Genomic DNA, 22,321 nt, shown 5'->3' with positions numbered 1-22,321 from the left:
CTCCTCGGGCCGCGGGAACGACCATCCTACAAACCGCGCCATGATGGCCGGGTGACGTACCGGGAACAGCTCGCCCCCGCCGCCACCGGCACCCTCGGCGTCGCCCTGGTCGTGCCGCGGCAGGGCCCGGCCGGGATCTTCGGTCCGGGCTGCGAACTGTGCGCCCAACTCGCCGCCGAGGAGGTCAACGCGGCCGGAGGCGTCATGGGACGCGCGCTGCGGCTGGTCACCGTGGACGGCGGCGCGCCCCCGCACCGGGTGGCCGCCGAGGTGTGCGCCCTCATCGAGGCGGGCGCCGTGCAGGGTGTCACCGGCTGGCACATCTCCTCGGTGCGCCGGGCCCTGGCCCCGCTGATCGCCCACCGGGTCCCGTACGTCTACACCGCCCTGTACGAGGGCGGTGAGAACACCACCGGCGTCTACCTCACCAGCGAGACACCCGGCGGCCAGCTGCGGCCCGCCATGCGGCTGTTGGCCGCCGAACGCCGGGTGCGCCGCTGGTACGTGGTCGGCAACGACTACGTCTGGCCCCGGCACACCGCCCGGGCCGCCCACCGCTACGCCCGCGAGTCGGGGACGGTGATCTGCGGCGAGAGCTATCTTCCGCTGGGCACCGACGACTTCGCGGCGCCCCTGCGCGCGATCGAGCGCAGCGAGGCGGACGCCGTGCTGATGCTGCTGGTGGGCAGTGACGCGGTGCGGTTCAACCGGGCCTTCGGAGCCGCCGCCCTGGATCAGCGGGCGCTGCGGCTGTCCACCCTGATGGACGAGAACATGCTGGTCGCCTCCGGGGTGGCCGGCACCCGGAACCTGTCCGCGACGGCCGGCTTCTTCGGGGCACTGGCCACCGCCGACACCCTGGACTTCCACGGCCGGTACGCGGGGCGCTTCGGCCCGGCGGCCCCGGCGCCCAGCAGCCTGGGGGAGTCCTGCTACGAGGGCGTGCTGCTGCTGGCGGCGCTGATCGCGCGGGCCGGGTCCTGGGCGGTCCCGGCGATCGAGGGCACGGCGCAGGAGGTCAGTTACGAGGGCGCCCGGGGCATCCTGCGGCTGACCGGCCGTCATGTACGGCAGCGCATCTATCTCGCGGAGGCGGACGGCCTGGACTTCCGGGTGACCGCCGACCTGGACGCGTGGACCGGCTGACGGACCATTAATACTTCCGGACGGAAGTATTAATGAACGTGACATTCCCCGGAAACGGCTCCCTCCAAAGCTGTGGCATGCCCTCGCCGGGCGGCGCTGCCCGGCGGCAACTTCCGATCGTGCAGGCCCTTCCGCAAGGGCCGAGGAGGAACCGCGATGCCCACAGCCCGGGGATACCGTCTGGCCTCATGCGTTCTCGCCCTGGCCACCGCCGCCGCGCTCAGCGGCTGCGGCGCCCGTACCGGGGACGAGGACACGGCCCCAGGGGCCGCCACCATCGACACCTCGGGCGACACCATCAAGGTGGGCCTGCTCAACTCGCTCTCCGGCACCATGGCCATCAGCGAGGTGACCGTCCGCGACGCCATCCTCCTGGCCATCGAGGAGATCAACGCGGACGGCGGCGTCCTCGGCAAACAGATCGAGCCCATCGGCGAGGACGGCGCCTCCGACTGGCCCACCTTCGCCGAGAAGGCCGGCAAGCTCATCCAGCAGGACCAGGTCGCCGCCGTCTTCGGCTGCTGGACCTCGGCCAGCCGCAAGGCCGTGCTCCCCGTCTTCGAACAGCACGGCGCGCTGCTCTTCTACCCCGTGCAGTACGAGGGCCTCGAACAATCGCCCAACATCTTCTACACCGGCGCCACCACCAACCAGCAGATCGTGCCCGCCCTGGACTACCTGCGCGAACAGGGCGTCGCCTCGCTCTACCTCGTCGGCAGCGACTACGTCTTCCCCCGCACCGCCAACATGATCATCGAGGCGTACGCCGAGGCCCACGGCATCGAGATCCTCGGCGAGGACTACGCCCCCCTGGGCTCCACCGAGTTCGCCACCATCGCCAACAAGGTCGAGGCGTCCGGCGCCGACGCGGTCTTCAACACCCTCAACGGCGACAGCAACGTCTCCTTCTTCAAGGAGTACGACGCGGCCGGCCTCACCGCCGACACCATGCCCGTGCTGTCCGTCTCCATCGCCGAGGAAGAGGTCAAGGGCATCGGCACCCAGTACCTCACCGGCCAGCTGACCTCCTGGAACTACTACCAGACCACCGAGTCCCCGGCGAATGAGGCGTTCGTCGCCGCCTACCAGGCGAAGTACGGCGCCGACCGGCCCACCTCCGACCCGATGGAGGCCGCCTACACCTCCGTCCACCTGTGGAAGGAGATGGTCGAGGAGGCCGGCTCCTTCGAGGTCGCCGACGTGCGCGCCGCCGCCGACGGCATCACCTTCGACGCCCCCGAGGGCACCGTCACCGTCGACGGCGAGACCCAGCACCTCCACAAGACCAACCGCATCGGCCGCATCGAGGCCGACGGCACCATCGCCGAGATCTGGTCCTCCGATCAGCCCATCAAGCCCGACCCCTACCTCAAGGAGTACGACTGGGCCGAGGGCCTGGCCCGATGACCGTCATCCTCAGCCAGTCCTTCACCGGCATCAGCATCGGCGCCGTCCTGCTGCTGATCGCCCTCGGACTCTCCCTCACCTTCGGTCAGATGGGGGTCATCAACATGGCCCACGGGGAGTTCATCATGGCCGGCGCGTACACCACCTACGTCCTGCAACAGCACCTGACGGACGCCGGAACCTCGCTGCTGCTCGCCCTCCCGGCCGCCTTCGCGGTGGCCGGGGCCCTGGGCGTCCTCCTCGAATGGGCCCTGATCCGGCGGCTGTACACCCGCCCCCTGGACACCCTGCTCGTCACCTGGGGCGTCTCCCTGCTGCTCCAGCAGCTCGCCCGCGACATCTTCGGCGCCCCCAACGTGCAGACCAGGGCGCCCGAATGGCTCACCGGACGCATCACCCTGTTCGGCGGCGAGCACCCGCTCACCCTCTCCCACGCCCGGCTGTTCATCCTCACCCTGGCCCTGACCGCCGTCGTCGCCCTCACCCTCACCCTGCGCCGCACCCCGCTCGGCCGCCGGATCCGCGCAGTCGTCCAGCACCGCGAACTCGCCGAGGCCTCCGGCATCGCCACCGCCCGCGTCGACCGGCTCACCTTCTTCATCGGATCGGGACTGGCCGGCGTCGCGGGCGTCGCCCTCACCCTCATCGGCCCGATCGGCCCCACCATGGGCACCAACATCATCATCGACGCCTTCCTGGTGGTCGTCGTCGGCGGCATCGGCCGGCTGCGCGGCGCCGTCATCGCCGCCTTCGCCCTGGGCGTGCTGCAAGCGGTCGTCGAGTACTCCACCACCGTCTCGCTCGCCAAGGTCGCGGTGCTCATCGCCATCGTGGCCTTCCTCCAGTGGCGGCCCCAGGGCATCTCCACCGTACGCACCCGGAGCCTGGCATGACCGACACCCGATCCCGCGTCCTCACCCTGGCCGGCTTCGCGCTCACCGCCGCGCTGCTGTTCGCCGTCGCCCCCGCCGTCCTCTCCGACTTCCGGCTCTCCCTGCTCGCCCGCTACCTCTGCTTCGCCATCGTCGCCGTGGGCATCGCCCTCGCCTGGGGACGCGGCGGCATGCTCACCCTGGGCCAGGGCCTGTTCTTCGGACTGGGCGGCTACGCCATGGCCATGCACCTCAAGCTCGCCGACGCCGGGCCCGGCGCCGTGCCCGACTTCATGCTGCTGTACGGCAGCGGCGGCGAACTCCCCTGGTGGTGGGAGCCGTTCCGCAACCCGCTGTTCGCACTCGCCGCCGTGCTGGTGCTCCCGATGGCCACCGCGGCCCTCATCGGCTTCCTCGTCTTCCGACGCCGGGTGCGCGGCGCCTACTTCGCGATCCTCAGCCAGGCCCTGGCCGCCGCCTTCGCCATCCTGCTCATCGGCCAGCAGGCCACCACCGGCGGCACCAACGGACTCACCAACTTCCAGGGCTTCTTCGGCTTCGCCCTCGCCGACCCACTCAACAAGCGGATGGTGTACTTCGTCATCGCCGGAACGCTGCTCGCCGTACTGCTCATCACCCGCCAGCTGTTCCGCTCCCGCTACGGAGAACTGCTGGTCGCCGTACGGGACTCCGAGGAACGCGTCCGGTTCCTCGGCTACGACCCGGCCCGGGTCAAACTCGCCGCCTACACCCTGTCCGCCGGCATGGCCGGACTGGCCGGCGCGCTGTTCGTCCCGGCGGTCGGCATCATCTCGCCGGCGCTGATCGGCATCGTGCCCTCCATCCAGTTCGTCATCGGCGCCGCCATCGGCGGGCGCGCCTCGCTCGCCGGGGCCGCGCTCGGCGCCATCGCCGTCGCCTGGGCCCAGACCACCCTGTCCGAGGAATTCCCCGCCGCCTGGACGTACTTCCAGGCGGGCCTGTTCATCGTCGTCATCGCCTTCCTGCCCGGCGGCCTGGCCTCGCTGCGGCAACTGCTCACCCGCCGCCGCACCCGTACGGAGGGAACCCCCGCGTGAACGCGCCGCTGACCATCCGCGACCTGCGGGTCACCTTCGACGGCTTCACCGCCGTCGACGGCGTCGACCTCGACATCCGCCCCGGGGACCTGCGCTTCCTCATCGGCCCCAACGGAGCCGGCAAGACCACCCTGGTGGACGCCGTCACCGGACTCGCCCCCGCCACCGGCTCGGTCCGCTTCGGCGACCACGAACTGCTCGGCCGCCCCGTCCACCGCGTCGCCCGGCTCGGCATCGGCCGCACCTTCCAGACCGCCACCGTCTTCGAACAGCTCACCGTGCTGCAGAACCTGGACATCGCCGCCGGCGCCGGCCGGCCCGTCCGCACCCTGCTGCGGCAGCGCCGGAACATCCCCGACGAGGTGGCCGCCGCCCTGGAGACCACCGGGCTCACCGCCCACCGCGACCGGCCCGCCGGAGAACTCGCCCACGGCCAGAAACAGTGGCTGGAGATCGGCATGCTGCTGGTGCAGAACGTGCGGCTGCTGCTCCTGGACGAGCCGGTCGCCGGCATGAGCCACGCCGAACGCGAGGCGACCGGTGCCCTCCTGCGGCGCATCGCGGCCGACCGCACCGTCGTCGTCATCGAACACGACATGGACTTCCTGCGGGCCGTCGCCCGCAGCGTCACGGTGCTGCACGCGGGCCGGGTGCTCAGCGAGGGCACCGTGGCCGAGGTCCGGGCCGACCCCCGGGTCCAGGAGGTCTATCTCGGCGAGCCGGTGGTCACCGCACCGGCGGGAAGCGAGGCGTGATGCTGCGCATCGAGGAACTGGCGGCCGGCTACGACCGCAGCCGCGTCCTGCACGGCGTGTCTTTGGAGGTCCCCGAAGACGGGGTGGCCGCCGTCCTCGGCCACAACGGGGCCGGCAAGTCCACCCTGCTGCGCGCGGCGCTCGGCCTGCTGCGGCCCATGGCCGGGCGGGTGTGGTTCGAGGGCGAGGACATCACCCGGCTCCCCGCCCACCGGCGGGTACGGCGCGGCATGGCGTACGTCCCGCAGGGTCAGCAGAGCTTCCCGCAGCTGACCGCGATGGAGAACCTGCGGCTGGTCGCCGACGGCCGCGCTGACGGCCGGGCGGCGCTGGCCGAGGCGCTGGACCTCTTCCCCGCGCTGCGGACGCTGGGCACCCGCCGCGCCGGACTGCTCTCCGGCGGCCAGCGCCAGCAACTGGCCATCGCCCGCGCCCTGATCACCCGCCCCCGGCTGCTGCTGCTGGACGAGCCGACCGAGGGCATCCAGCCCTCGGTCGTCGCCGACATCCAGCGCACCGTCATCGAGCTGAGCGGCCGCGGCGGGCTTTCCGTCCTGCTCGTGGAGCAGCACGTGGGCTTCGCCCTGCGCGCCGCCCAGCGCTACTACGTCCTGGAGGCCGGCCGGATCACCTCCTCGGGCTCCGGGGAGGACGGCGCGGAGGAGACGGTGCGGGAGGCGCTGCGGGTGTGAGGACCGCGGACCGGGGCCCCGGGCCCCGGTGGGGCGGTTCAGCCCTCGCAGACCACCTCGTCGCGCGGGACGTACGTGGTGTTGTACGTCTCGCGCCCGGCCTCCGCACCGCCGTTGACGAAGATCCGGGTCACCTCCACGTCGAAGCCCTCCAGCGGCGGCTGCGGGACGCACTCGTCGCCCTCCGCCCCCTCCCGGCTGCCCGGCTCCTTCACGTTGGTGCGCGGACCGGTCTCCGAGCGGACCTCGTCGTAGCGCTTGGTACCGAGGAAGGTGATGGTCACCGAGGTGTCGGTGGAGGAGGCGAGGATGTAGATGGTGTTGCCCGAGTCGTTGAGGAAGCGCAGATCCAGGCTGCCCCAGGCGACGGTGGCCTCCCGGCCCTCCGGATAGCGCTCGATGTAGAACGAATGCGCGCCGTACTCCACCGGCTTGACCCCGGCGAAGAACATCGCGTTGAACATGGTGGTGGCCACCGCCGAGACCCCGCCGCCCTGCGCGGTGGTGTACTGGTCGTCGAGGATGATGATCCCCTCGACGAAGCCGTTCTCCTCGGTGCGTTCGCCGACCGTGCGGTTGAAGCTCCACTCGTCGCCCGGCGCCACCACCGAGCCGTTGATCAGCTCGGCGGCCCGCCCGATGTTGGTGATCCGGTACGGAGCGGCGTCGAAGTTCACGGTGAAGGAGGACATCTCCTCCACGATGCCCAGGTCCTTGTAGTTCGCCGGGCTGATGGTGGGCTCCACCTCCTCGGTGGCCACCGGCGCGGTACGGGCGGCCTCACCGGTCGCGAACAGCAGCGGCTCGACGGCCGGGCCGATGGCCTCCCGGCTGACCGTGGAACCCACGCTGCCGGGGCTCGCCGCCACCACGTCGCCGCCCTCCAGCCGCAGCGTGGCCTCCACCGGTTCGGTCTCCACCGCCGCGACCGCCGCGTCGAGACGTTCGTCGGAGCCCAGCGCCGCGCCGTCGAACTCCGGCAGCAGGGCGCCGGAGCCGTCGGCGGACAGGGTGAGGTGGTCGCCGATGAGCTCGGGGGAGATGGTCAGGGTCCGCTCGCCCGCGGTGAGCAGGACCGGGCCCGACACGGCCGGTTCGGCGAACTCCTCCAGGGCCCGCTCGATCTCCGCCGGCCCGGTGAGCGGCTCGGCGCGGGTCACCGGCAGCGGCACCGGCTGGGCGGCGTCGCCGGTGGCGGCCGGGTAGCCCTCGCGCAGCCGGCCCAGTGAGCCCTCCACGTCCAGCGCCACCCCGGCGCGCGGCTGGGTGACCTCGGGCTCCCCCTCGGCGAAGGTGATGGCGCCCTCGCGGACCGTGCTGTCGGAGTCCTCCGCCAGCTCGGTGAGCGCGGCCCGGCCCCGCTCCTCGTCCTGGTGCACCAGCAGCTCGATCTCGCCGCCGCCGCGCCCCAGGAGGCGGTCCAGCAGGGAGGGGTCGGCGGCCTGGGCGACGGTCGCCTCGAAGTCGAGCGAGAGCCCGGCCTCGGCGGGCGCCAGCTCATGGACATCGGCTTCCTGGGAGTCCGCGTCGGCGCCCTCGTCCGCTCCCTCGCCGATGACGACGGTCAGCGGCGTCTCGCCCAGCGCGCCCAGCTCACGTTCCAGCTTCTCGCGCGCCTCCTGCGCGGAGAGCCCGCCGATGTCCACCCCCTGCACGGTGGTGCCCTCGGCGATGCCGTCGCCCATCAGCAGATACCCGGTGACCCCGGCGGACACCAGCGCGAGGAACGCCACGCCGCTGATCAGCACCGGCCGGGGAACGGCCGCGAGCCGACGCCCGACGCCCCGCCGGTGCACCGTGGGTGGCTGGGCCGGCGGCGGGGGTATGGAGTACGACACGGATCTCCCCGATGGCTGCTGCGGACGGGGCCCCGGGTGAGGCCACTGACGCCAGGGACACTAGCAAAACGTCCCGGCTGCGAATCAGGGGGCGATTTCCGCCCAGACCGTACATCCGGCGCCCTGGTCGGGAGAGATCACACCCCACCGGGTGGCCATCGCGTCCAGCAGCAGCAGTCCGCGCCCGCCCTCGGCGTCCGGATCCGCCGGGCAGCAGCGCGGCGCACAGGGGTCGATGCCGGGCCCCTGGTCGGCGACCTCGATCCGCACCTGGAATCCGCGGCGCTCGATCCGGCACACGATGCGCTCGCTGTCCGTGTGCAGCAGCGCGTTGGTGACCAGCTCGGAGATCACCAGGCGCCCGGTGTCGATCAGGTCGCGCGGCACCCCCAGCCGCTCAGCCGGTGCCGTACGACCTCCCGCGCGGCGGCGACCGAGGCCGGTCGGGACGGCAGCTCGAATCTCTCTCCCGGGGGGTCCGCCAGGGGCGTGGCGGGGAGCGGGAGGGATACCGGGAGCGGCGTCGTGCGGGGGGATGAGAACACGAGCGGGTGCGCCTTCCATGGAACCGGGGCCAGCGTGAGCCGGGTCACGTGTTCACTATGAGCTCTGATGTGCGCAGAGCGCAAGGGGAGTTCTGCGATTCGCAGAACGCGAAGCGATCTCTGTCGATGCCATTACCGCTGTGGCACACTTACGCCCTGAGGGCCGGGACCGGTCGCATTGCGTACACCAACAAGGCGTGGCTGACAGGGCGCTGGAGGAGACACCGTGGCGGAAGCGCGCTCGGGGCCGACCGTGGGACAGATCGTCCTCGGTCTGCGCCTCCGGGATCTGCGTGAGCGGGCCGACTGCACCTTCGCGGACGCCGCCAAGGCGCTGAGCGTCAACACCACCACCGTGCGGCGCATGGAGAAGGCCGAGGTCGGCCTCAAACCGCTGTACGTGAAGGCGCTGCTGGAGCGGTACGGGGTCGGCGGCGCGGAGGCGGACGCCTTTCTCACCCTGGTCGAGGAGGCCAACCAGCCCGGCTGGTGGCACAACTTCCGCGACGTGCTGCCCGACTGGTTCAGCCTCTACGTCTCCCTGGAGGGCGAGGCCCGCCTCATCAGGTCCTACGAACCGCACTGCGTTCCCGGACTGCTGCAGACCCCCGCCTACGCCCGCGAGCTGCTGCGGACCGGCTTCCCGCACGGCAGCGAGGAGGAACTGGACCGCCGGGTCGCGCTGCGCATGGAGCGCGCGGATCTGCTCACCCGCACCAGGCCGCCGCTGGTGTGGGCGGTCATGGAGGAACACGTACTGCGCAGACGGCTGCCGGATCCGGCCGTCATGCGGGAGCAGATCGACCATCTGCTCAAGATCACGTCCCTGCCGAACGTGACGCTACAGATCATGCCGTTCAGTGCCGGGCCCCACCCCGGCATGTTCGGGCCCTTCCAGCTGTTCCGGTTCGAGATCCCGGAGCTGCCGGACATCATCTACACCGAGAGCCTCACCGGTGCGGTGTACCACGATGAACGCCCCGACACCATCGCCTATCTGGAGGTGCTGGACCGCATGGGCGCGCAGGCCGCGTCTGTACAGGACACCGTGGCCATCCTCGGTGAGATTCGCAAGGAGCTGTGACTCATGGGTATATCGCCCTCTCCTCCCCCCCACATCTACAACGGGATGCCCGCCAAGGAACTCGGCAACGCGGGCTGGCGCAAGCCCTGGAGCGGTACCAATGGCGGCAACTGCGTGGAAGCCATGAAACTGGCCGACGGCCGGGTGGCCCTGCGTCAGTCCACCGACCCCGAGGGCCCGGCGCTGATCTACACCCCGCACGAGATCGAGACCTTCATCCGTGGCGCCAAGCACGGCGAGGCGGACTTCCTGCTGACCTGAGCACCGGTCCCGGGGGCGCGGCCCCGGCCGCCCCCGCCGGTGAGCCCCCGGTCCGGCCCTCGCGGGGCCGGACCGGACGGCGGGCGCAGTGCCGCGGCCGCGCGGCCCCGCCGTGTTCCTGCGGGCGGCACCTGTCACCGCATGACGCTGCCGCCCGCGATCACCAGCGACTCGCCGGTCACGTAGCCGCCGTGCACCAGTGCCCACACCCAGTCGGCGATCTCCTCGGGACGGGCCACCCGCCGCAGCGGGATGTTCTGCGCCACGTCCGCCATCCGTCCGGTCGCCGCGTTGCCCGGGGTGTCCACCCAGCCCGGAGCGACGGCGTTCACCGTGATGTTGTCCGGTGCCAGCTCGATGGCGAGGGACTTGGTGAGCGAGACCACCGCCGCCTTCGACGCGCTGTACAGCAACTGCCCGGGGGAGACCGCGAAGGCGTCCACCGAGGCGAAGTTCACCACCGCGCCGCCGCCGGCCGCCGCGAGCAGCGGGGTGGTCACGGCCGTCACATTCAGCGTGCCGAGCACGTTCACGTCGAAGATCCGCCGGTACAGCTCCTCGGTGAAGTCATCGAGGCGGGTGGGCGGGTAGACGCCGGCGGCGTTGACCACGGCACGCAGCGAGGCGGTGCCCAGGGCGCCGATCAGGCCCTGCTGGAGCCCGGCCCGGTCGGTGACGTCGGCGGCCAGCGGGATGAACGACTCGCCGACCTCGCGCGCGCCCTCGGCCAGCGCGGCGGCGTCCCGGTCCACGGCCAGCACCTGCCAGCCCCCGGCGGCGAACCGCCGTGCCACCGACTGTCCCATGCCGCTGGCGGCGCCGGTCACCAGTACGGTCCTGTCCACGGTGCTCTCCCTCGCGTTCGTGTTCGTGCTCGTGTGGGTCGTCGCTGTCGTGCGCCTCGTGTCGTGGTTCACCGGATCCCCCGCGCGCGGGCGCCGCGCTCCAGGTCGTCCAGGAAGCGGTTGACCCGTCGCATCTGCTCGCTCCACACCGGCCGCAGGATGTCGATCCGGTCATCGGCGCCGAACCGGCGCTCCAGGACGTCCGGCAGCGGCCGGGCGAGCCGGCCCGAGAGCCGGTCGGTCAGCGTGATCAGCCGGGCGACCAGGCGCGACTGCGCGGAGAACACCGGGAACTGCGGCCCGCGCGGGCTCGCGAGACCGACGAAGTACAGTCCCGGCACTCCGGTCGGCACGGTCAGTCCCGCCGTGCGCAACGGTGCTCCGCCCTGCCAGGTCAGCAGCTCGGGCGGCAGGAATGGCAGGCTCACCCGGAAGCCGGTGGCCCACAGCACCGTGTCGTACTCACGCCGGGTGCCGTCCGTGAAGCGCACCGTGCGGCCCTCGATGGCCTCGATGCCGGGCCGGACCGCGATCCGGCCGTGCTGGATCCAGTACAGCAGCAGCTCGTTGACCACCGGCAGCTGCTCGTTGAGGTTCTCGGTGGCCGGGGTGGGCAGCCCCGGGTAACGCTCGGCCGTGCCCACCGAGATCTTCACCAGGGTCCTGGTCACCCGCTCGGCGAGGCGGCCCGGCAGCCGGGGGACCAGCGGCAGTTCGTTGCGCGGCCGCCCGAAGAACGTCTTGGGCTGGAACACATGGCCGTTGCGCACCGATATGTCGGTGCGCAGCCGGGCGTTGGCGGCGTCCACCGCCAGATCGCAGCCCGAGTTGCCCGAGCCGACGACCAGGACCCGCTCGCCGTCGATGTCCCCGGTGTTGCGGTACTCGCCGGAGTGCAGCGAACGGCCCGCGAAGTCGGCGGCGGCCTTGGGCAGTCTGGGGTCCCAGTGGTGGCCGTTGGCGACCACCACGGCGTCGTACGCCCGCTCCGTCCCGTCCGCCGTGCGCACCAGCCAGCCCGGGCCCTCCGGCTCGCGTTCCACCGCGGTGATCTCGGTGTCGAGGGTGATGTGCGGGCGCAGCCCTTCCCGGTCGGCGAAGTCCTCCAGGTAGTCCCGTACCTGGTCCCGGCTGGGGAAGAGCGGATAGTCGGCGGGCATCGGCGCGCCCTCGAAGCCCGAACTGCCGCGCGGTGTGATCAGGTGCAGCGCCTCGTAGTCGGTGTGCCAGTGGCCGCCCACACGCCCGGTGCGTTCGAAGCAGTCCACCTCCAGGCCCTCGGCCCGCAGCACCCGCAGCGCTTCGAGCCCGGCGGCCCCGGCGCCGATGACGCACACCCGCTGTCGGTGATTGGTTCCCATGTGCGGAGTATCACGACAGCGGCCATCTCCGGTAAATGCTTGATTTACAGCACCATCGATAGCCTCAGCCTTGGGCCAGGCCGCGCTTCGCGCGCCGCTGGAGGGCCGCGATGTGCTTGTGCGCGATCTTCATGAACATCCGGGTGGCCGGGGAGAGCGCTCCGCCGGAGCGGGTGATGAAGGCGAAGTGCTCCTCCACGGGCGGGTCCAGCTGGGCCCAGTGCAGGCGCCGCGTGTACCCCTGGGAGCGGGCCACCAGATAGGACACCAGCGAGTCGCCGACCCCGTGCGCGGCCAGCTCCACCGCGTGCGTCTGGAACTCCACCTCGGCGTACGGGCGCAGCGTCACCCCTGCCCGCTGGGCGCGTTCGGTCAGCGCCCGGCGCAGCGGGTCCTCGTCCTCCCAGCGGGCTTCGGAGAGCACCAGCGGGGCGGCGGCCAGCGCCTCGATGCCGACCGGCACCCGGGCCCGCTCCGGGTCGGCGCTGACGTACACCACGGTGTCGGTGAGGACCGGCGCTCCCACCGAGAGGCCGTGGTCCTTGATCGGCAGCTGGACCAGTCCCGCCTCCAGCTCGCCGCCGCGCACCGCGTCGGCGACCTCGGCGGAGTTCAGCCCGACCACCCGCACCAGCACCTGCGGGTACTGCTCGTGGAAGTCGCGGATGAGCGGGGTGAGCAGATACAGGTGCGCGCTGTTGAAGGCACCGAAGGAGACGGTGCCGCCGGACAGGGTGCGCACCTCGCGCACCGCCTGTCCCAGCTCGCGGACATCGGCCAGGGTGCGCTCGGCGTGCGGCAGCAGCGTACGGCCGGCGTCGGTCAGTTGCAGGCGGCGGTTGGTGCGGGTGAACAGCACCACACCCAGCGTGTGCTCCAGGCGTCTGATCTGCTCGGACAGGCTCGGCTGGGCGATGTGCAGGGCATCGGCCGCCGCGGAGAAGGAGCCATGGCTGACCGCCGCCAGAAAGTAGCTCAACTGCATCAGGGTCGGCTGTGCCATAGGTGATCCCTTGAGGAAGCGCTGTGGATTGAGACTGTGCCGGGGGCCAGGCTGCCCGTAGCGTACCGGTCTATCAAAGACACCCCACCCGTTAATTTATTGGTAACGCGTCTCCGGGTGCGGAAAGCGAAAGTGGTGCCTCTCATGAGTACGCAGACCTCCGGGGAACCGGCGACGGCGGCCACCGCGAAGGAGCCGGGATTTGCCTATGCCGCCGGTTCCGTCCTTATCGTTGTCGCCATACTTCTCGTCGGATCCCTGGGATTCGACGCGGATATCCAGCTGCTGCTGTTCATTTCCATGGTCGCGCTGGTCCCCCTGGTGATGCGTCTGGGGTACAGCTTCGATGACGCCGAGAATTTCGCATTCCGAGCGATACGCAGCGTGCTCGGTCTCATCATGATTCTGATGGCGGTGGGCGCGCTCATCGGCTCCTGGGCGGAATCCGGCACCATCCCCGCCCTCGTGCACCTGGGCCTGTCGGTGCTCTCCCCGCAGCTTTTCCTGCCCACCACGCTGCTGCTGTGCATTCTCGCGTCGATGGCCACCGGGACCTCCTGGGGCACCATCGGCACGGTCGGCGTCGCCATGATGGGGGTGGGGGAGGGGATGGGCTACCCGGTGGCGATGACCGCCGGCGCCATCGTCTGCGGCGCCTACTTCGGCGACAAGATGTCCCCGTTCTCCGACTCGACCAACCTCAACGCCGCCCTGGTGGGCACCGACCTCACCCGCCACATCCGGCATCTGACCTGGACCACCGTCCCCACCATCCTGCTGTGCGGCGGCATCTTCACGGTGCTGGGGTTCACCACCTCGCACGGCCGGGGCTCCGTCGCCGAGGCCGAGGCCATCAACGCGGCCCTGTCGGAGAACTTCTCCCTGGGCCTGCCGGCGTTCCTGCCGATCGTCGTGGTCCTGGTGCTGCTGCTGATGCGCAAACCGGCCTGGCCCTCGATCTTCGTCGGCGCGCTCGCCGGGGCCCTGGTGGCGGTGCTGTACCAGGGTGCCTCCGTCAGCGACACCCTGTCGGTTCTCTACAACGGCTTCGTCATGGAGACCGGCACCGCCACCGTCGACTCCCTGGTCTCCGGCGGCGGCGTCATGTCCATGATGGGCATGGTGGCCCTGTTCCTGTTCGCCATCGGGATGGCCGGACTGCTCACCGGCTCCGGGATGCTGCTGGCGCTGATCACCCCGACGCTGCGCTGGATCACCACACCCCGCCGGCTGATGGTGACCAGCATCTTCCTGGTGCCCGCGCTGGTGGCGCTGGGCGGCTCGTTCAGCTTCGCCGCCGTGATGTCCGGCTCGCTGCTGCTGCCGCTGTACCACAAGTTCGGCCTCGACCCCAGGAATCTCTCCCGGATCCTGGAGGACTCCGGCACCGCGAACGACCCGGTCTTCCCGTGGTCCAGCGGCGGGGTCTTCGTCGCCGGGGTGCTGGGTGTGTCCACCCTGACGTATCTGCCGTTCTACTTCTTCGTCTTCCTGTCGATGGCGTTCTCGCTGTTGTACGCGATCACCGGCTGGAAGGTGCCCCGCGCCGAGCGGTCCGGGGAGCGGGAGCCGGACGGGGAGGCGGGGGAGGGGCCGGTGTCCGCGCCCCACGCGCCCGCCGCCTCCACCCGCTGATCCAGGGGCCCGCACCCGCCACCGGACCGTCTCCTCCCGGCACCGCCGCCGCTCAGGAGGAGGCGGTCCCGCTCGCCTGCGGCGCCTGCTGGCTGCCGCGCAGCGCGACCTCCTTGATGAACAGCGTGATCACGAAGGCCAGCACCGCCGCCGGGGCGCCGAAGAGGAACACGTCCCCGACCCCGTGCCCGTACGCCGTCTCCAGCACCGCCCGCAGCGGGTCGGGGAGCTGGCTCAGGTCCGGGATGCCGCCGCCCCCGACGGCTCCATCACCGGCGTCCACGCCGAGCTGCGCCAGCCCTTCCCGGGTGTACTGACTCACCCGGTTGGCGAGCACCGCGCCCAGCGCCGCGACGCCCAGGGCGCCGCCGAAGGAACGGAAGAAGTTCACCACCGAGCTGGCCGCGCCCAGGTCGGAGGGCTGCACCTGGTTCTGCGAGGCCAGCACCAGGTTCTGCATCATCATGCCGATGCCCAGACCCAGCAGCGTCATGAAGACGGCGACCTGCCAGTACGCGGTGTCGAACCGGATGGTGCCCAGCAGCAGCATCCCGGAGCTGATCAGCAGACCGCCCGCGACCAGCCAGTTCTTCCACTGCCCGGTGCGCGAGATCATCCGCCCCGAGACGGTGGAGGAGACCGACAGACCCAGGATCATCGGGATCGTCATGACTCCCGACATGGTCGCGGACTCGCCGCGCGCCAGCTGGAAGTACTGGCTGAAGAACACCGTGCCGCTGAACATCGCGATCCCCACGAACAGGGACGCCAGCGAGGAGAGCGTGATCGTACGGTCCCGGAACAGCCGCAGCGGCATGATCGGGTCACTGGCCCGCGACTCGGCCAGCACGAACAGCAGGCCCAGCACCACCGAGCCTCCGGTCATCACGGCCGTCTGCCACGAGGCCCAGGCGTACGAGTCGCCGGCCAGCGTGATCCAGATCAGCAGCAGGGAGACGGCGCCGGACAGCAGCAGCGCGCCCAGCCAGTCGATGCGCACCTTGCGCCGGACCACCGGCAGCTTCAGCGTGCGCTGGAGCACCACCAGGGCGACCGCGGCTATCGGCACCCCGATGTAGAAGCACCAGCGCCAGCCGAGCCCCGGGGTGTCGGTGATGACCCCGCCGATCAGCGGCCCGGAGACGGTCGCGGCGGCGAAGGTGGCGCCGAAGTAACCGCCGTACCGGCCGCGCTCGCGCGGGGTGGTCATGGCGGCCATGATGATCTGCGCCAGCGCGGCGAGTCCGCCCACGCCGATGCCCTGCACCACCCGTACGCCGATCAGCGTCGCGGAGTTCTGCGAGAGCCCGGCGATCACCGAGCCGGTGATGTAGATGATCAGCGCCAGCTGGATCAGCAGCTTCTTGTTGAAGAGGTCGGCCAGCTTGCCCCACAGCGGCATGGAGGCCGTCATGGCCAGCAGGGTCGCGGTGATGACCCAGGTGTACGCGCTCTGGCCGCCGCCGAGGTCCGCGATGATGTGCGGCAGCGCGTTGGTGACGATGGTGGAGGAGAGGATGGCGGCGAACATGCCGAGCAGCAGCCCGGACAGCGCCCGCAGGATCTCCCGGTGCGTCATGGCGGCGCCCTCCGGCGCGGCCTCGGGCGGGGCGGCGGCGGGGGCGGCGTCGTGACGCGCGGGGGCAGGACGAGGTGAGGACATACGCTTCGGGTGCTTCTTCCCTGGTTGGTTACTCCGCCGGCTTGGCGCGGCAGCTGTCGAAGCTCGTCCGCAGGCGGATCAGCAGTTCAATGAGGTGTCTGACGTCGGTGTCCGACCAGTCGGCGAGATAGCGGGACAGGGCCTCGGCGTAGCGCTCGGACAGCTCGGCCAGCAGCTCCTCGCCGCTGTCGGTCACCCGCAGCAGCCGGGACCGTTTGTCGTCCGGGTCCGGCGTGCGCTCCACCCAGCCGCGCTCCACCGCGTGGGTCGCGTAGCGGCTGGCGACCGAGATGTCGACGCCGATCAGGTCGGCGAGCCCGCCCATGCGCAGTTCCCCCTTCCGCGCCAGGATCGAGATCAACGCCAGCGTCGCCGGGGGACAGTCGTGCGGCAGGGATCGCCCCATCTCCCGGTTGATCGCTCCCACGGCCCACAGATGGCGGCCCAGCTCCGCGTAGGAGCTCGTCGCATGCTCGGTCACGGATTCGACCGTACGACAAGTTGCTTGCTACATGTAAATGCTTTGGTGAAAGCTTGACCGGCGCTTCGTCAGCGCTTGGTGCCCAGCGGCGCCCGCACCAGGGTCTCGTCGATGAAACACCAGCGCCAGTCCTCACCCGGCTGCGCCGACTGGATGATCGGATGGCGCGCCCGGGCCGCGTGGGTGCTGGCGTGCCGGTGCGGGGAGTCGTCGCAGCACCCCACGTAACCGCAGGTCATGCACAGCCGCAGCGCGACCCAGTCGCTCCCGGTGGCCACGCACTCCGGGCACTCCTCGGCATCCGTCTCGGTGACCCGGATCTGATCCAGATGCGTGCAGGAGGTGCTGATCGTCTCCTCACGCACATACGTCCAGTCACGGCGCAGCAGCCAGTCCGGCATCACCCGCGCCAGATAGCGCGAACGCGCCGCGAACAGTGGACTGAGCACCGCCAGCACCAGGACGTACAGCGCCACGAACGGGCCGATCCGCGAGTCCAGGCCGGCCGCCAGCGCGAGCGTGGCCAGGATCAGCGAGAACTCGCCGCGCCCCAGCACCGTCAGCCCGATGTTGGCCGCGCCGCGCTGGTTGAAGCCGAACAGCCGCGCCGTGACGATGCCCGCGCTCAGATTGGCGACCACGGTCACCACGACGGCCAGCGCCACCGGCACCGCCACCGCGCCCAGGTGTCCGGTGTCGATGCTCAGCCCGAACGCCACGAAGAACACCGCCGCGAACACGTCCCGCAGCGGTGTCACCAGCCGCTCCACCCGCTCCCGCAGCCGCGTGCGGGAGACCACCAGACCCGTCAGCAGCGCCCCGACGGCGTCCGAGACCCCCGCCTCCTGCGAGGTCCCGGCCACCAGCACCACCAGACCGATGGTGACCACCGCCAGCACCTCGTCCTCCCGGGAGTCCAGCACCCGCCCCACCGCCCGGGCCCCGAACCGCGCCACCAGCAGCAGCCCGGCCAGCATCCCGAAGCTGATGGCGACGTCCCGGGCGATCCGGCCCGGGGTGTCACCGGCCGACAGCACGGGGGCGAGCAGCGCCAGATAGAAGGCGAGGAACAGGTCCTCCAGCACGATGATCCCCAGGATCACCGGGGTCTCCGCGTTGGTCAGCCGGTGCAGCTCGATCAGCAGCTTGGTGACGATCGCGGACGAGGAGATGCCCAGCGCCCCGGCGATCACCAGCGCCGAGGACGCGCCCCAGCCCAGCGCGAAGCCGAAGAGCAGCCCGGCCGTCATGTTCAGCCCGATGTAGCAGCCCGCCGCCACCACCAGGCGGCGCCCGCCGCCCAGCACCTCGTCCACCGGGAACTCCACGCCCAGGTGGAAGAGCAGCAGCACCAGCCCGAGCGCGGCGATCAGGGCCAGATCGTCCGGGTGGGAGATCAGTACCGGGCCCGGTGTACCGGGGCCCAGCGCGATACCCACCAGCATGTAGCAGGGCACGGACGGAAGCCCGTACCGGCGGGCCAGCCGCGCCAGCAGCCCCGCGACCAGTACGGCGGCACCCAGGCCGAGCAGATCAGCTTCCGGCACCCGCCCGCCGCCTCCTCACGACTCGAAGAAGGTCGCCGACAGCACCGCCCCGACCTTGCGGGCCTGCTCCTCCGTCAGCTCCAGGACCGCCGTCGGGTCGGCGGAGCGGGAGGTGAAGACGTACAGATCACGCATCCCGCCGGACCTGATCACCACCGAGACCCGCTCGTCCTCGCGCTCCAGATCGATGTCGTACCGCTTCCCGACCCCCGGCAGATCCGTGACGTGCACACCCTGACCCATGCCCGGCCTCCCGGAATAGCCCGTGATGATCCGTAATGTCCCCCGAGTATCACCCGGCGAATCAACCAGCAGGGGGCGGGCGGGGTCCCTCCGGGTGATCGGTTAGGTTGGTGATCCGCCCGTGGAAGGAACCCCGTGCCCATGACCCCTCCTAGGCCATGGCGGCGCGGGCGGCTGCTCGCGGGTGCCGCAGCCCTGGCCGCCGTCCTCGTCGGAGCCGGCACCTGGACCGTCGCCGCAGGGGACAGCGGGCCCCAGGTGCACCGCCAGGACCGGATGGCCCAGATGCCGGACGCGGACGGTGACTCCATAGGGATCGACACCTCCTACTTCACCTCCGGCGACCCGGGCACCCCCCGCCCCGCCGTCCTGCTGGCCCACGGCTTCGGCGGCAGCAAGCACGACCTGCGCGGCCAGGCCGAGGCACTCGCCCGCGACGGCTACGCGGTCCTCACCTGGTCCGCGCGCGGCTTCGGCGACTCCGGCGGGCAGATCGGCCTGAACGACCCCGAGGCCGAGGTCGCCGACGTCAGCCGCCTCATCGACTGGCTCGCCCAGCAGCCCGAGGTCCAGCTCGACGCCGAGGGCGACCCCCGGGTCGGCATCAGCGGCGACTCGTACGGCGGCGCCATCTCGCTGCTGGCCGCCGGGTACGACGACCGGGTCGACGCCATCGCGCCCCGCATCACCTACTGGAACCTCGCCGACGCGCTCTTCCCCGACGGCGTCTTCAAGAAGCTGTGGGCCGGGATCTTCTTCGCCACCGGCGCGAGCGAGAACGGCGCCCCCGGCTGCGGGAACTTCGCCGCCGAACTGTGCGCGATGTACGAACGCGTCGCCGTCGCCGGCGCCCCCGACGACGAGGCCACCGCGCTGCTCACCGAGCGCAGCCCCTCCGCCGTCGCCGACCGCATCGACGTCCCCGCCCTCATCGTGCAGGGCCAGCACGACTCACTCTTCCCCCTGGACCACGCCGACGCCATGGCCGAGGCCATCGAGGCCAACGGCGCCCCGGTCGCCGTCGACTGGACCTGGGCGGGACACGACGGCGGCGTCTCCGAGAGCGGCCGGGTCCAGGACCGCGTCACCGCCTGGTTCGACCACTACCTCAAGGGCGAGGAGGGCACCGACACCGGACCGGCCTTCCGGGTCACCCGCATCTCCGGCATCGACACCACCAACGGCGACACCAACCTGCGCGGCGCCGAGGCCGACACCTACCCCGGCCTGCACGGCGACCCGCGCCAGGTGGAGCTGAGCGGCGAGCCCCAGACCTTCACCAACCCGGCCGGCGGCACCCCGCCCTCGATCTCCGCCGTCCCCGGCCTCGGCTCGCTCAGCGGACTGTCCACCCTCGGCCTGGGCCTGGCCCTGGACTTCCCCGGCCAGACCGCGACCTTCGACTCCGCGCCGCTGACCGACACCGTCCGGGTCACCGGCTCGCCCGGCGTCCGCCTGCACATCGCCTCGGACGCCCCCGAGGCGGTGCTCTTCCTCAAGGTGTACGACGTCTCCCCGGACGGCAGCACCCAGTCGCTGCCCGCCCAGCTCGTCACCCCCGTGCGGGTGAGCGGCACCGACGGGGAGGGCACCACCGCCGACCTGCCGCTCCCCGCCATCGACTACCCCTTCGAAGCGGGCCACCGCATGCGGCTGGTGGTCTCCACCACCGACCTCGGCTACGCCTCCCCGGCCGCCCCCGCCGTCCACACCGTGGCCCTGGCCGGCGACCAGGCCCTGACCGTCCCCACCGCGCCGCAGGCCACCCTGCTGCCGGCCACCCTCACCTGGTGGACCTGGGGCCTGCCCCTGATCGCCGCGGCGATCGCCGCCGCCCTGCTGCTCACCGGCCGCCGCCGCACGACCGCGCCGCCGCCCGCCGGCGCGGCCCCGGCCACCGCGGCGAGCGGCACGCCGGACGGCGACGCCGGGGACGGCGACGCGACGGCGGACGCCGCGACCGGCACGCCCGCCGCACCGGTGCCCGCCCCCGCCAAGGCCGCCGACGACGCCGCGACCGGCACGCCCGCCGGCAACGAACCCGCACCGCTGCGCATCACCGGTCTCACCAAGCGCTACGCGGGCGCCAGCGACCGCTACGCCGTGCGCGACCTCGGCTTCTCGGTCGAACGCGGACAGGTCCTCGGCCTGCTCGGCCCCAACGGGGCGGGCAAGACCACCACCCTGCGCATGCTGATGGGCCTGATCACCCCCGACGCCGGGGAGATCCGGGTCTTCGGACAGCGCATCACCCCCGGCGCCCCGGTCCTCTCCCGGGTCGGCGCCTTCGTCGAGGGCGCCGGCTTCCTGCCCCATCTCTCCGGCCGCGCCAACCTCGACCTGTACTGGCGCGCCACCGGCCGCCCCACCGCCGACGCCCACGTGGCAGAGGCGCTGGAGATCGCCGGCCTCGGCGACGCCCTGGAACGGGCGGTGCGCACCTACTCGCAGGGCATGCGGCAACGGCTCGCCATCGCCCAGGCCATGCTCGGGCTGCCGGACCTGCTGATCCTCGACGAGCCCACCAACGGCCTGGACCCGCCGCAGATCCGCGAGATGCGCGAGGTGATGATCCGCTACGCGGAGGCCGGCCGCACCGTGATCGTCTCCAGCCACCTGCTGGCCGAGGTGGAACAGACCTGTACCCATCTGGTCGTCATGGACCGGGGACAGCTCGTCCAGGCGGGCCCCGTCGCCGACATCACTGGCACCGGGAACACCGTGCTGGCCACCCTCGCCCGCCCGGTGCCCGACGCCCTGACCGACAAGATCGCCGACCTGCCCGGCGTGGCCGACGTCCGGCCCACCGACGACGGTCTGCTCATCCGGCTGGACGGCATGACCTCCACCGAACTCCTTCCCGAACTCGTCCGGCTGGAGGTCCCGGTGTCGGCCATCGGCCCGCACCGCCGTCTCGAGGACGCCTTCCTCACCCTGATCGGAGGCGCGGCGTGAACGCCTCGACCGACACCGTTGTCGCCCCCGGCTACAGCCCCCGCCGCACCCTCCCGCTGCGGGTCGAGGCCGCCCGGCAACTGCGCCGCCGCCGCACCCAGGTGGTGGCGGGCATCCTGATCGCGCTGCCGTTCGTGGTGGCCATCGCCTTCGCCATCGGCGGCGGCCGTGCCGACCGTTCCGCGCCCAGCATCATGGACGTGGCGACCGTCTCCGGCCCCAACTTCGCCATCACCTGCCTCTTCCTGTCCGCCGGCTTCCTGCTGGTGCTGCCGGTGGCGCTGTTCTGCGGCGACACCGTCGCCTCGGAGGCCGGCTGGTCCTCCCTGCGCTATCTGCTGGCCGCGCCGGTGCCGCGTTCACGGCTGCTGGCCAGCAAGCTCACCGTGGCACTGCTGTTCAGCGCCGCCGCGATGGTGCTGCTGCCCCTGGTGGCGCTCGGCGTGGGAACGGCGGCGTACGGCTGGGGACCGCTCCAGCTGCCCACCGGCGGCAGCATCGCCGCGGGCGAATCGGTGGGCCGGATCGCGCTCATCACCGGCTATGTGTTCGTGAGCCAACTGGTCACCGCCGCGCTCGCGTTCTGGCTGTCCACGGTCACCGACGCCCCGCTGGGCGCGGTCGGCGGCGCCATCGGCCTCACCATCGTGGGCAACATCCTGGACGCCATCACGGCGCTCGGCGACTGGCGTGAATTCCTGCCCGCCCACTGGGCCTTCGCCTGGCTGGACGCTCTCCAGCCGCAACTGGAGTGGACCGGCATGCTCAAGGGCGCCTCGGTGTCGGTGTCCTTCGCGCTGGTGCTGTTCGCCCTCGCCTTCCGGGGCTTCCGCACCAAGGACATCGTCTCCTGAACCGGACATCGCCTCCGGAGCCGGCACCGGTCCGGGAGCGTGCGCGCTCCCGGAC

At 71.6% G+C, this 22,321-nt stretch carries 20 protein-coding genes; 11 read left to right on the top strand and 9 right to left on the bottom strand.

What is annotated here, in order from left to right; genetic code table 11:
- Nucleotides 1-51 precede the first annotated feature (51 nt).
- The 6 genes from SXIM_RS02985 (at nt 52) to urtE (ending at nt 5,951) form a co-directional block, all read left to right on the top strand.
- Entirely contained in the window at nt 52-1,146 is a 1,095-nt protein-coding gene (locus SXIM_RS02985) for a substrate-binding domain-containing protein (protein WP_046722869.1), read from the top strand.
- Between the two features lie 156 nt (nt 1,147-1,302).
- Nucleotides 1,303-2,553, top strand: a complete 1,251-nt coding sequence (gene urtA / locus SXIM_RS02980) for an urea ABC transporter substrate-binding protein (protein ID WP_046722868.1) — start codon at nt 1,303-1,305, stop codon at nt 2,551-2,553.
- On the top strand, nt 2,550-3,446 hold the full coding sequence (gene urtB, locus SXIM_RS02975; RefSeq protein ID WP_030727767.1) for an urea ABC transporter permease subunit UrtB: 897 nt from the start codon (nt 2,550-2,552) through the stop codon (nt 3,444-3,446). Before urtA ends, urtB begins: the two co-directional genes overlap by 4 nt.
- Nucleotides 3,443-4,504: an urea ABC transporter permease subunit UrtC gene (gene urtC, locus SXIM_RS02970; protein ID WP_043176935.1), complete on the top strand. Its 1,062-nt coding sequence runs from the start codon at nt 3,443-3,445 to the stop codon at nt 4,502-4,504. The genes urtB and urtC overlap by 4 nt, the downstream gene beginning before the upstream one ends.
- Nucleotides 4,501-5,259: an urea ABC transporter ATP-binding protein UrtD gene (gene urtD, locus SXIM_RS02965; RefSeq protein ID WP_030727763.1), complete on the top strand. Its 759-nt coding sequence runs from the start codon at nt 4,501-4,503 to the stop codon at nt 5,257-5,259. The genes urtC and urtD overlap by 4 nt, the downstream gene beginning before the upstream one ends.
- Nucleotides 5,259-5,951 carry an urea ABC transporter ATP-binding subunit UrtE gene (gene urtE / locus SXIM_RS02960; protein WP_030727761.1) on the top strand — a complete coding sequence of 231 codons (693 nt, stop codon included), beginning with the start codon at nt 5,259-5,261 and terminating at the stop codon, nt 5,949-5,951. The genes urtD and urtE overlap by 1 nt, the downstream gene beginning before the upstream one ends.
- Nucleotides 5,952-5,989: 38 nt before the next feature.
- Here urtE and SXIM_RS02955 read toward each other — a convergent pair whose 3' ends face one another.
- Nucleotides 5,990-7,789: a VanW family protein gene (locus SXIM_RS02955; RefSeq protein WP_046722867.1), complete on the bottom strand. Its 1,800-nt coding sequence runs from the start codon at nt 7,787-7,789 to the stop codon at nt 5,990-5,992.
- Nucleotides 7,790-7,873: 84 nt separating this feature from the next.
- Nucleotides 7,874-8,353 (bottom strand): ATP-binding protein, encoded by a 480-nt coding sequence (locus tag SXIM_RS28475; protein ID WP_078846822.1) that lies wholly within the window; start codon nt 8,351-8,353, stop codon nt 7,874-7,876.
- A gap of 207 nt (nt 8,354-8,560) precedes the next feature.
- Between SXIM_RS28475 and SXIM_RS02945 the strand changes: the two genes are divergently transcribed.
- Together SXIM_RS02945 and SXIM_RS02940 are read left to right on the top strand one after the other, a co-directional pair.
- Nucleotides 8,561-9,418 (top strand): helix-turn-helix domain-containing protein, encoded by an 858-nt coding sequence (locus tag SXIM_RS02945; RefSeq protein ID WP_030727754.1) that lies wholly within the window; start codon nt 8,561-8,563, stop codon nt 9,416-9,418.
- 3 nt (nt 9,419-9,421) lie between these two features.
- Nucleotides 9,422-9,679, top strand: coding sequence for a DUF397 domain-containing protein (locus SXIM_RS02940; RefSeq protein WP_030727752.1), 258 nt, complete (start codon nt 9,422-9,424; stop codon nt 9,677-9,679).
- Between the two features lie 134 nt (nt 9,680-9,813).
- On the opposite strand, the gene SXIM_RS02935 is transcribed toward SXIM_RS02940, so the two are convergent.
- The 3 genes from SXIM_RS02935 to SXIM_RS02925 all read right to left on the bottom strand — a co-directional run bounded on the left by SXIM_RS02935 (nt 9,814) and on the right by SXIM_RS02925 (nt 12,888).
- The gene (locus SXIM_RS02935) at nt 9,814-10,524 is read right to left on the bottom strand and encodes an SDR family NAD(P)-dependent oxidoreductase (RefSeq protein ID WP_030727749.1); all 711 of its coding nucleotides are present in this window, start codon (nt 10,522-10,524) and stop codon (nt 9,814-9,816) included.
- A 68-nt stretch (nt 10,525-10,592) separates the two neighbouring features.
- The gene (locus SXIM_RS02930) at nt 10,593-11,885 is read right to left on the bottom strand and encodes a flavin-containing monooxygenase (RefSeq protein WP_043176933.1); all 1,293 of its coding nucleotides are present in this window, start codon (nt 11,883-11,885) and stop codon (nt 10,593-10,595) included.
- A 64-nt stretch (nt 11,886-11,949) separates the two neighbouring features.
- Nucleotides 11,950-12,888, bottom strand: coding sequence for a LysR family transcriptional regulator (locus SXIM_RS02925; RefSeq protein ID WP_030727745.1), 939 nt, complete (start codon nt 12,886-12,888; stop codon nt 11,950-11,952).
- Between the two features lie 144 nt (nt 12,889-13,032).
- Here SXIM_RS02925 and nhaC point away from each other — a divergent pair, with 144 nt between their 5' ends.
- Nucleotides 13,033-14,523: a Na+/H+ antiporter NhaC gene (gene nhaC / locus SXIM_RS02920; protein ID WP_234306762.1), complete on the top strand. Its 1,491-nt coding sequence runs from the start codon at nt 13,033-13,035 to the stop codon at nt 14,521-14,523.
- 52 nt (nt 14,524-14,575) lie between these two features.
- Here the strand turns inward: nhaC and SXIM_RS02915 are convergent, their stop codons facing one another.
- The 4 genes from SXIM_RS02915 to SXIM_RS02900 all read right to left on the bottom strand — a co-directional run bounded on the left by SXIM_RS02915 (nt 14,576) and on the right by SXIM_RS02900 (nt 18,457).
- Nucleotides 14,576-16,102, bottom strand: coding sequence for an MDR family MFS transporter (locus tag SXIM_RS02915; protein ID WP_046722866.1), 1,527 nt, complete (start codon nt 16,100-16,102; stop codon nt 14,576-14,578).
- Between the two features lie 112 nt (nt 16,103-16,214).
- Entirely contained in the window at nt 16,215-16,667 is a 453-nt protein-coding gene (locus SXIM_RS02910; protein ID WP_030727739.1) for a MarR family winged helix-turn-helix transcriptional regulator, read from the bottom strand.
- 68 nt (nt 16,668-16,735) lie between these two features.
- Nucleotides 16,736-18,214, bottom strand: a complete 1,479-nt coding sequence (locus tag SXIM_RS02905; protein ID WP_030727738.1) for a cation:proton antiporter domain-containing protein — start codon at nt 18,212-18,214, stop codon at nt 16,736-16,738.
- A 15-nt stretch (nt 18,215-18,229) separates the two neighbouring features.
- On the bottom strand, nt 18,230-18,457 hold the full coding sequence (locus tag SXIM_RS02900; protein WP_030727736.1) for a cation:proton antiporter regulatory subunit: 228 nt from the start codon (nt 18,455-18,457) through the stop codon (nt 18,230-18,232).
- 141 nt (nt 18,458-18,598) lie between these two features.
- Here SXIM_RS02900 and SXIM_RS02895 point away from each other — a divergent pair, with 141 nt between their 5' ends.
- Both SXIM_RS02895 and SXIM_RS02890 read left to right on the top strand, forming a co-directional pair.
- Nucleotides 18,599-21,412: an alpha/beta fold hydrolase gene (locus SXIM_RS02895; protein ID WP_078846821.1), complete on the top strand. Its 2,814-nt coding sequence runs from the start codon at nt 18,599-18,601 to the stop codon at nt 21,410-21,412.
- Nucleotides 21,409-22,266: an ABC transporter permease gene (locus SXIM_RS02890; RefSeq protein ID WP_030727730.1), complete on the top strand. Its 858-nt coding sequence runs from the start codon at nt 21,409-21,411 to the stop codon at nt 22,264-22,266. Before SXIM_RS02895 ends, SXIM_RS02890 begins: the two co-directional genes overlap by 4 nt.
- The last annotated feature ends 55 nt before the right edge of the window (nt 22,267-22,321 follow it).

The organism is Streptomyces xiamenensis (genome assembly GCF_000993785.3).
In the GTDB taxonomy this organism is placed as follows: domain Bacteria; phylum Actinomycetota; class Actinomycetes; order Streptomycetales; family Streptomycetaceae; genus Streptomyces; species Streptomyces xiamenensis.
Note: the sequence above shows the minus strand (reverse complement) of the source record. Positions and strands in the feature narration are given on the sequence as shown.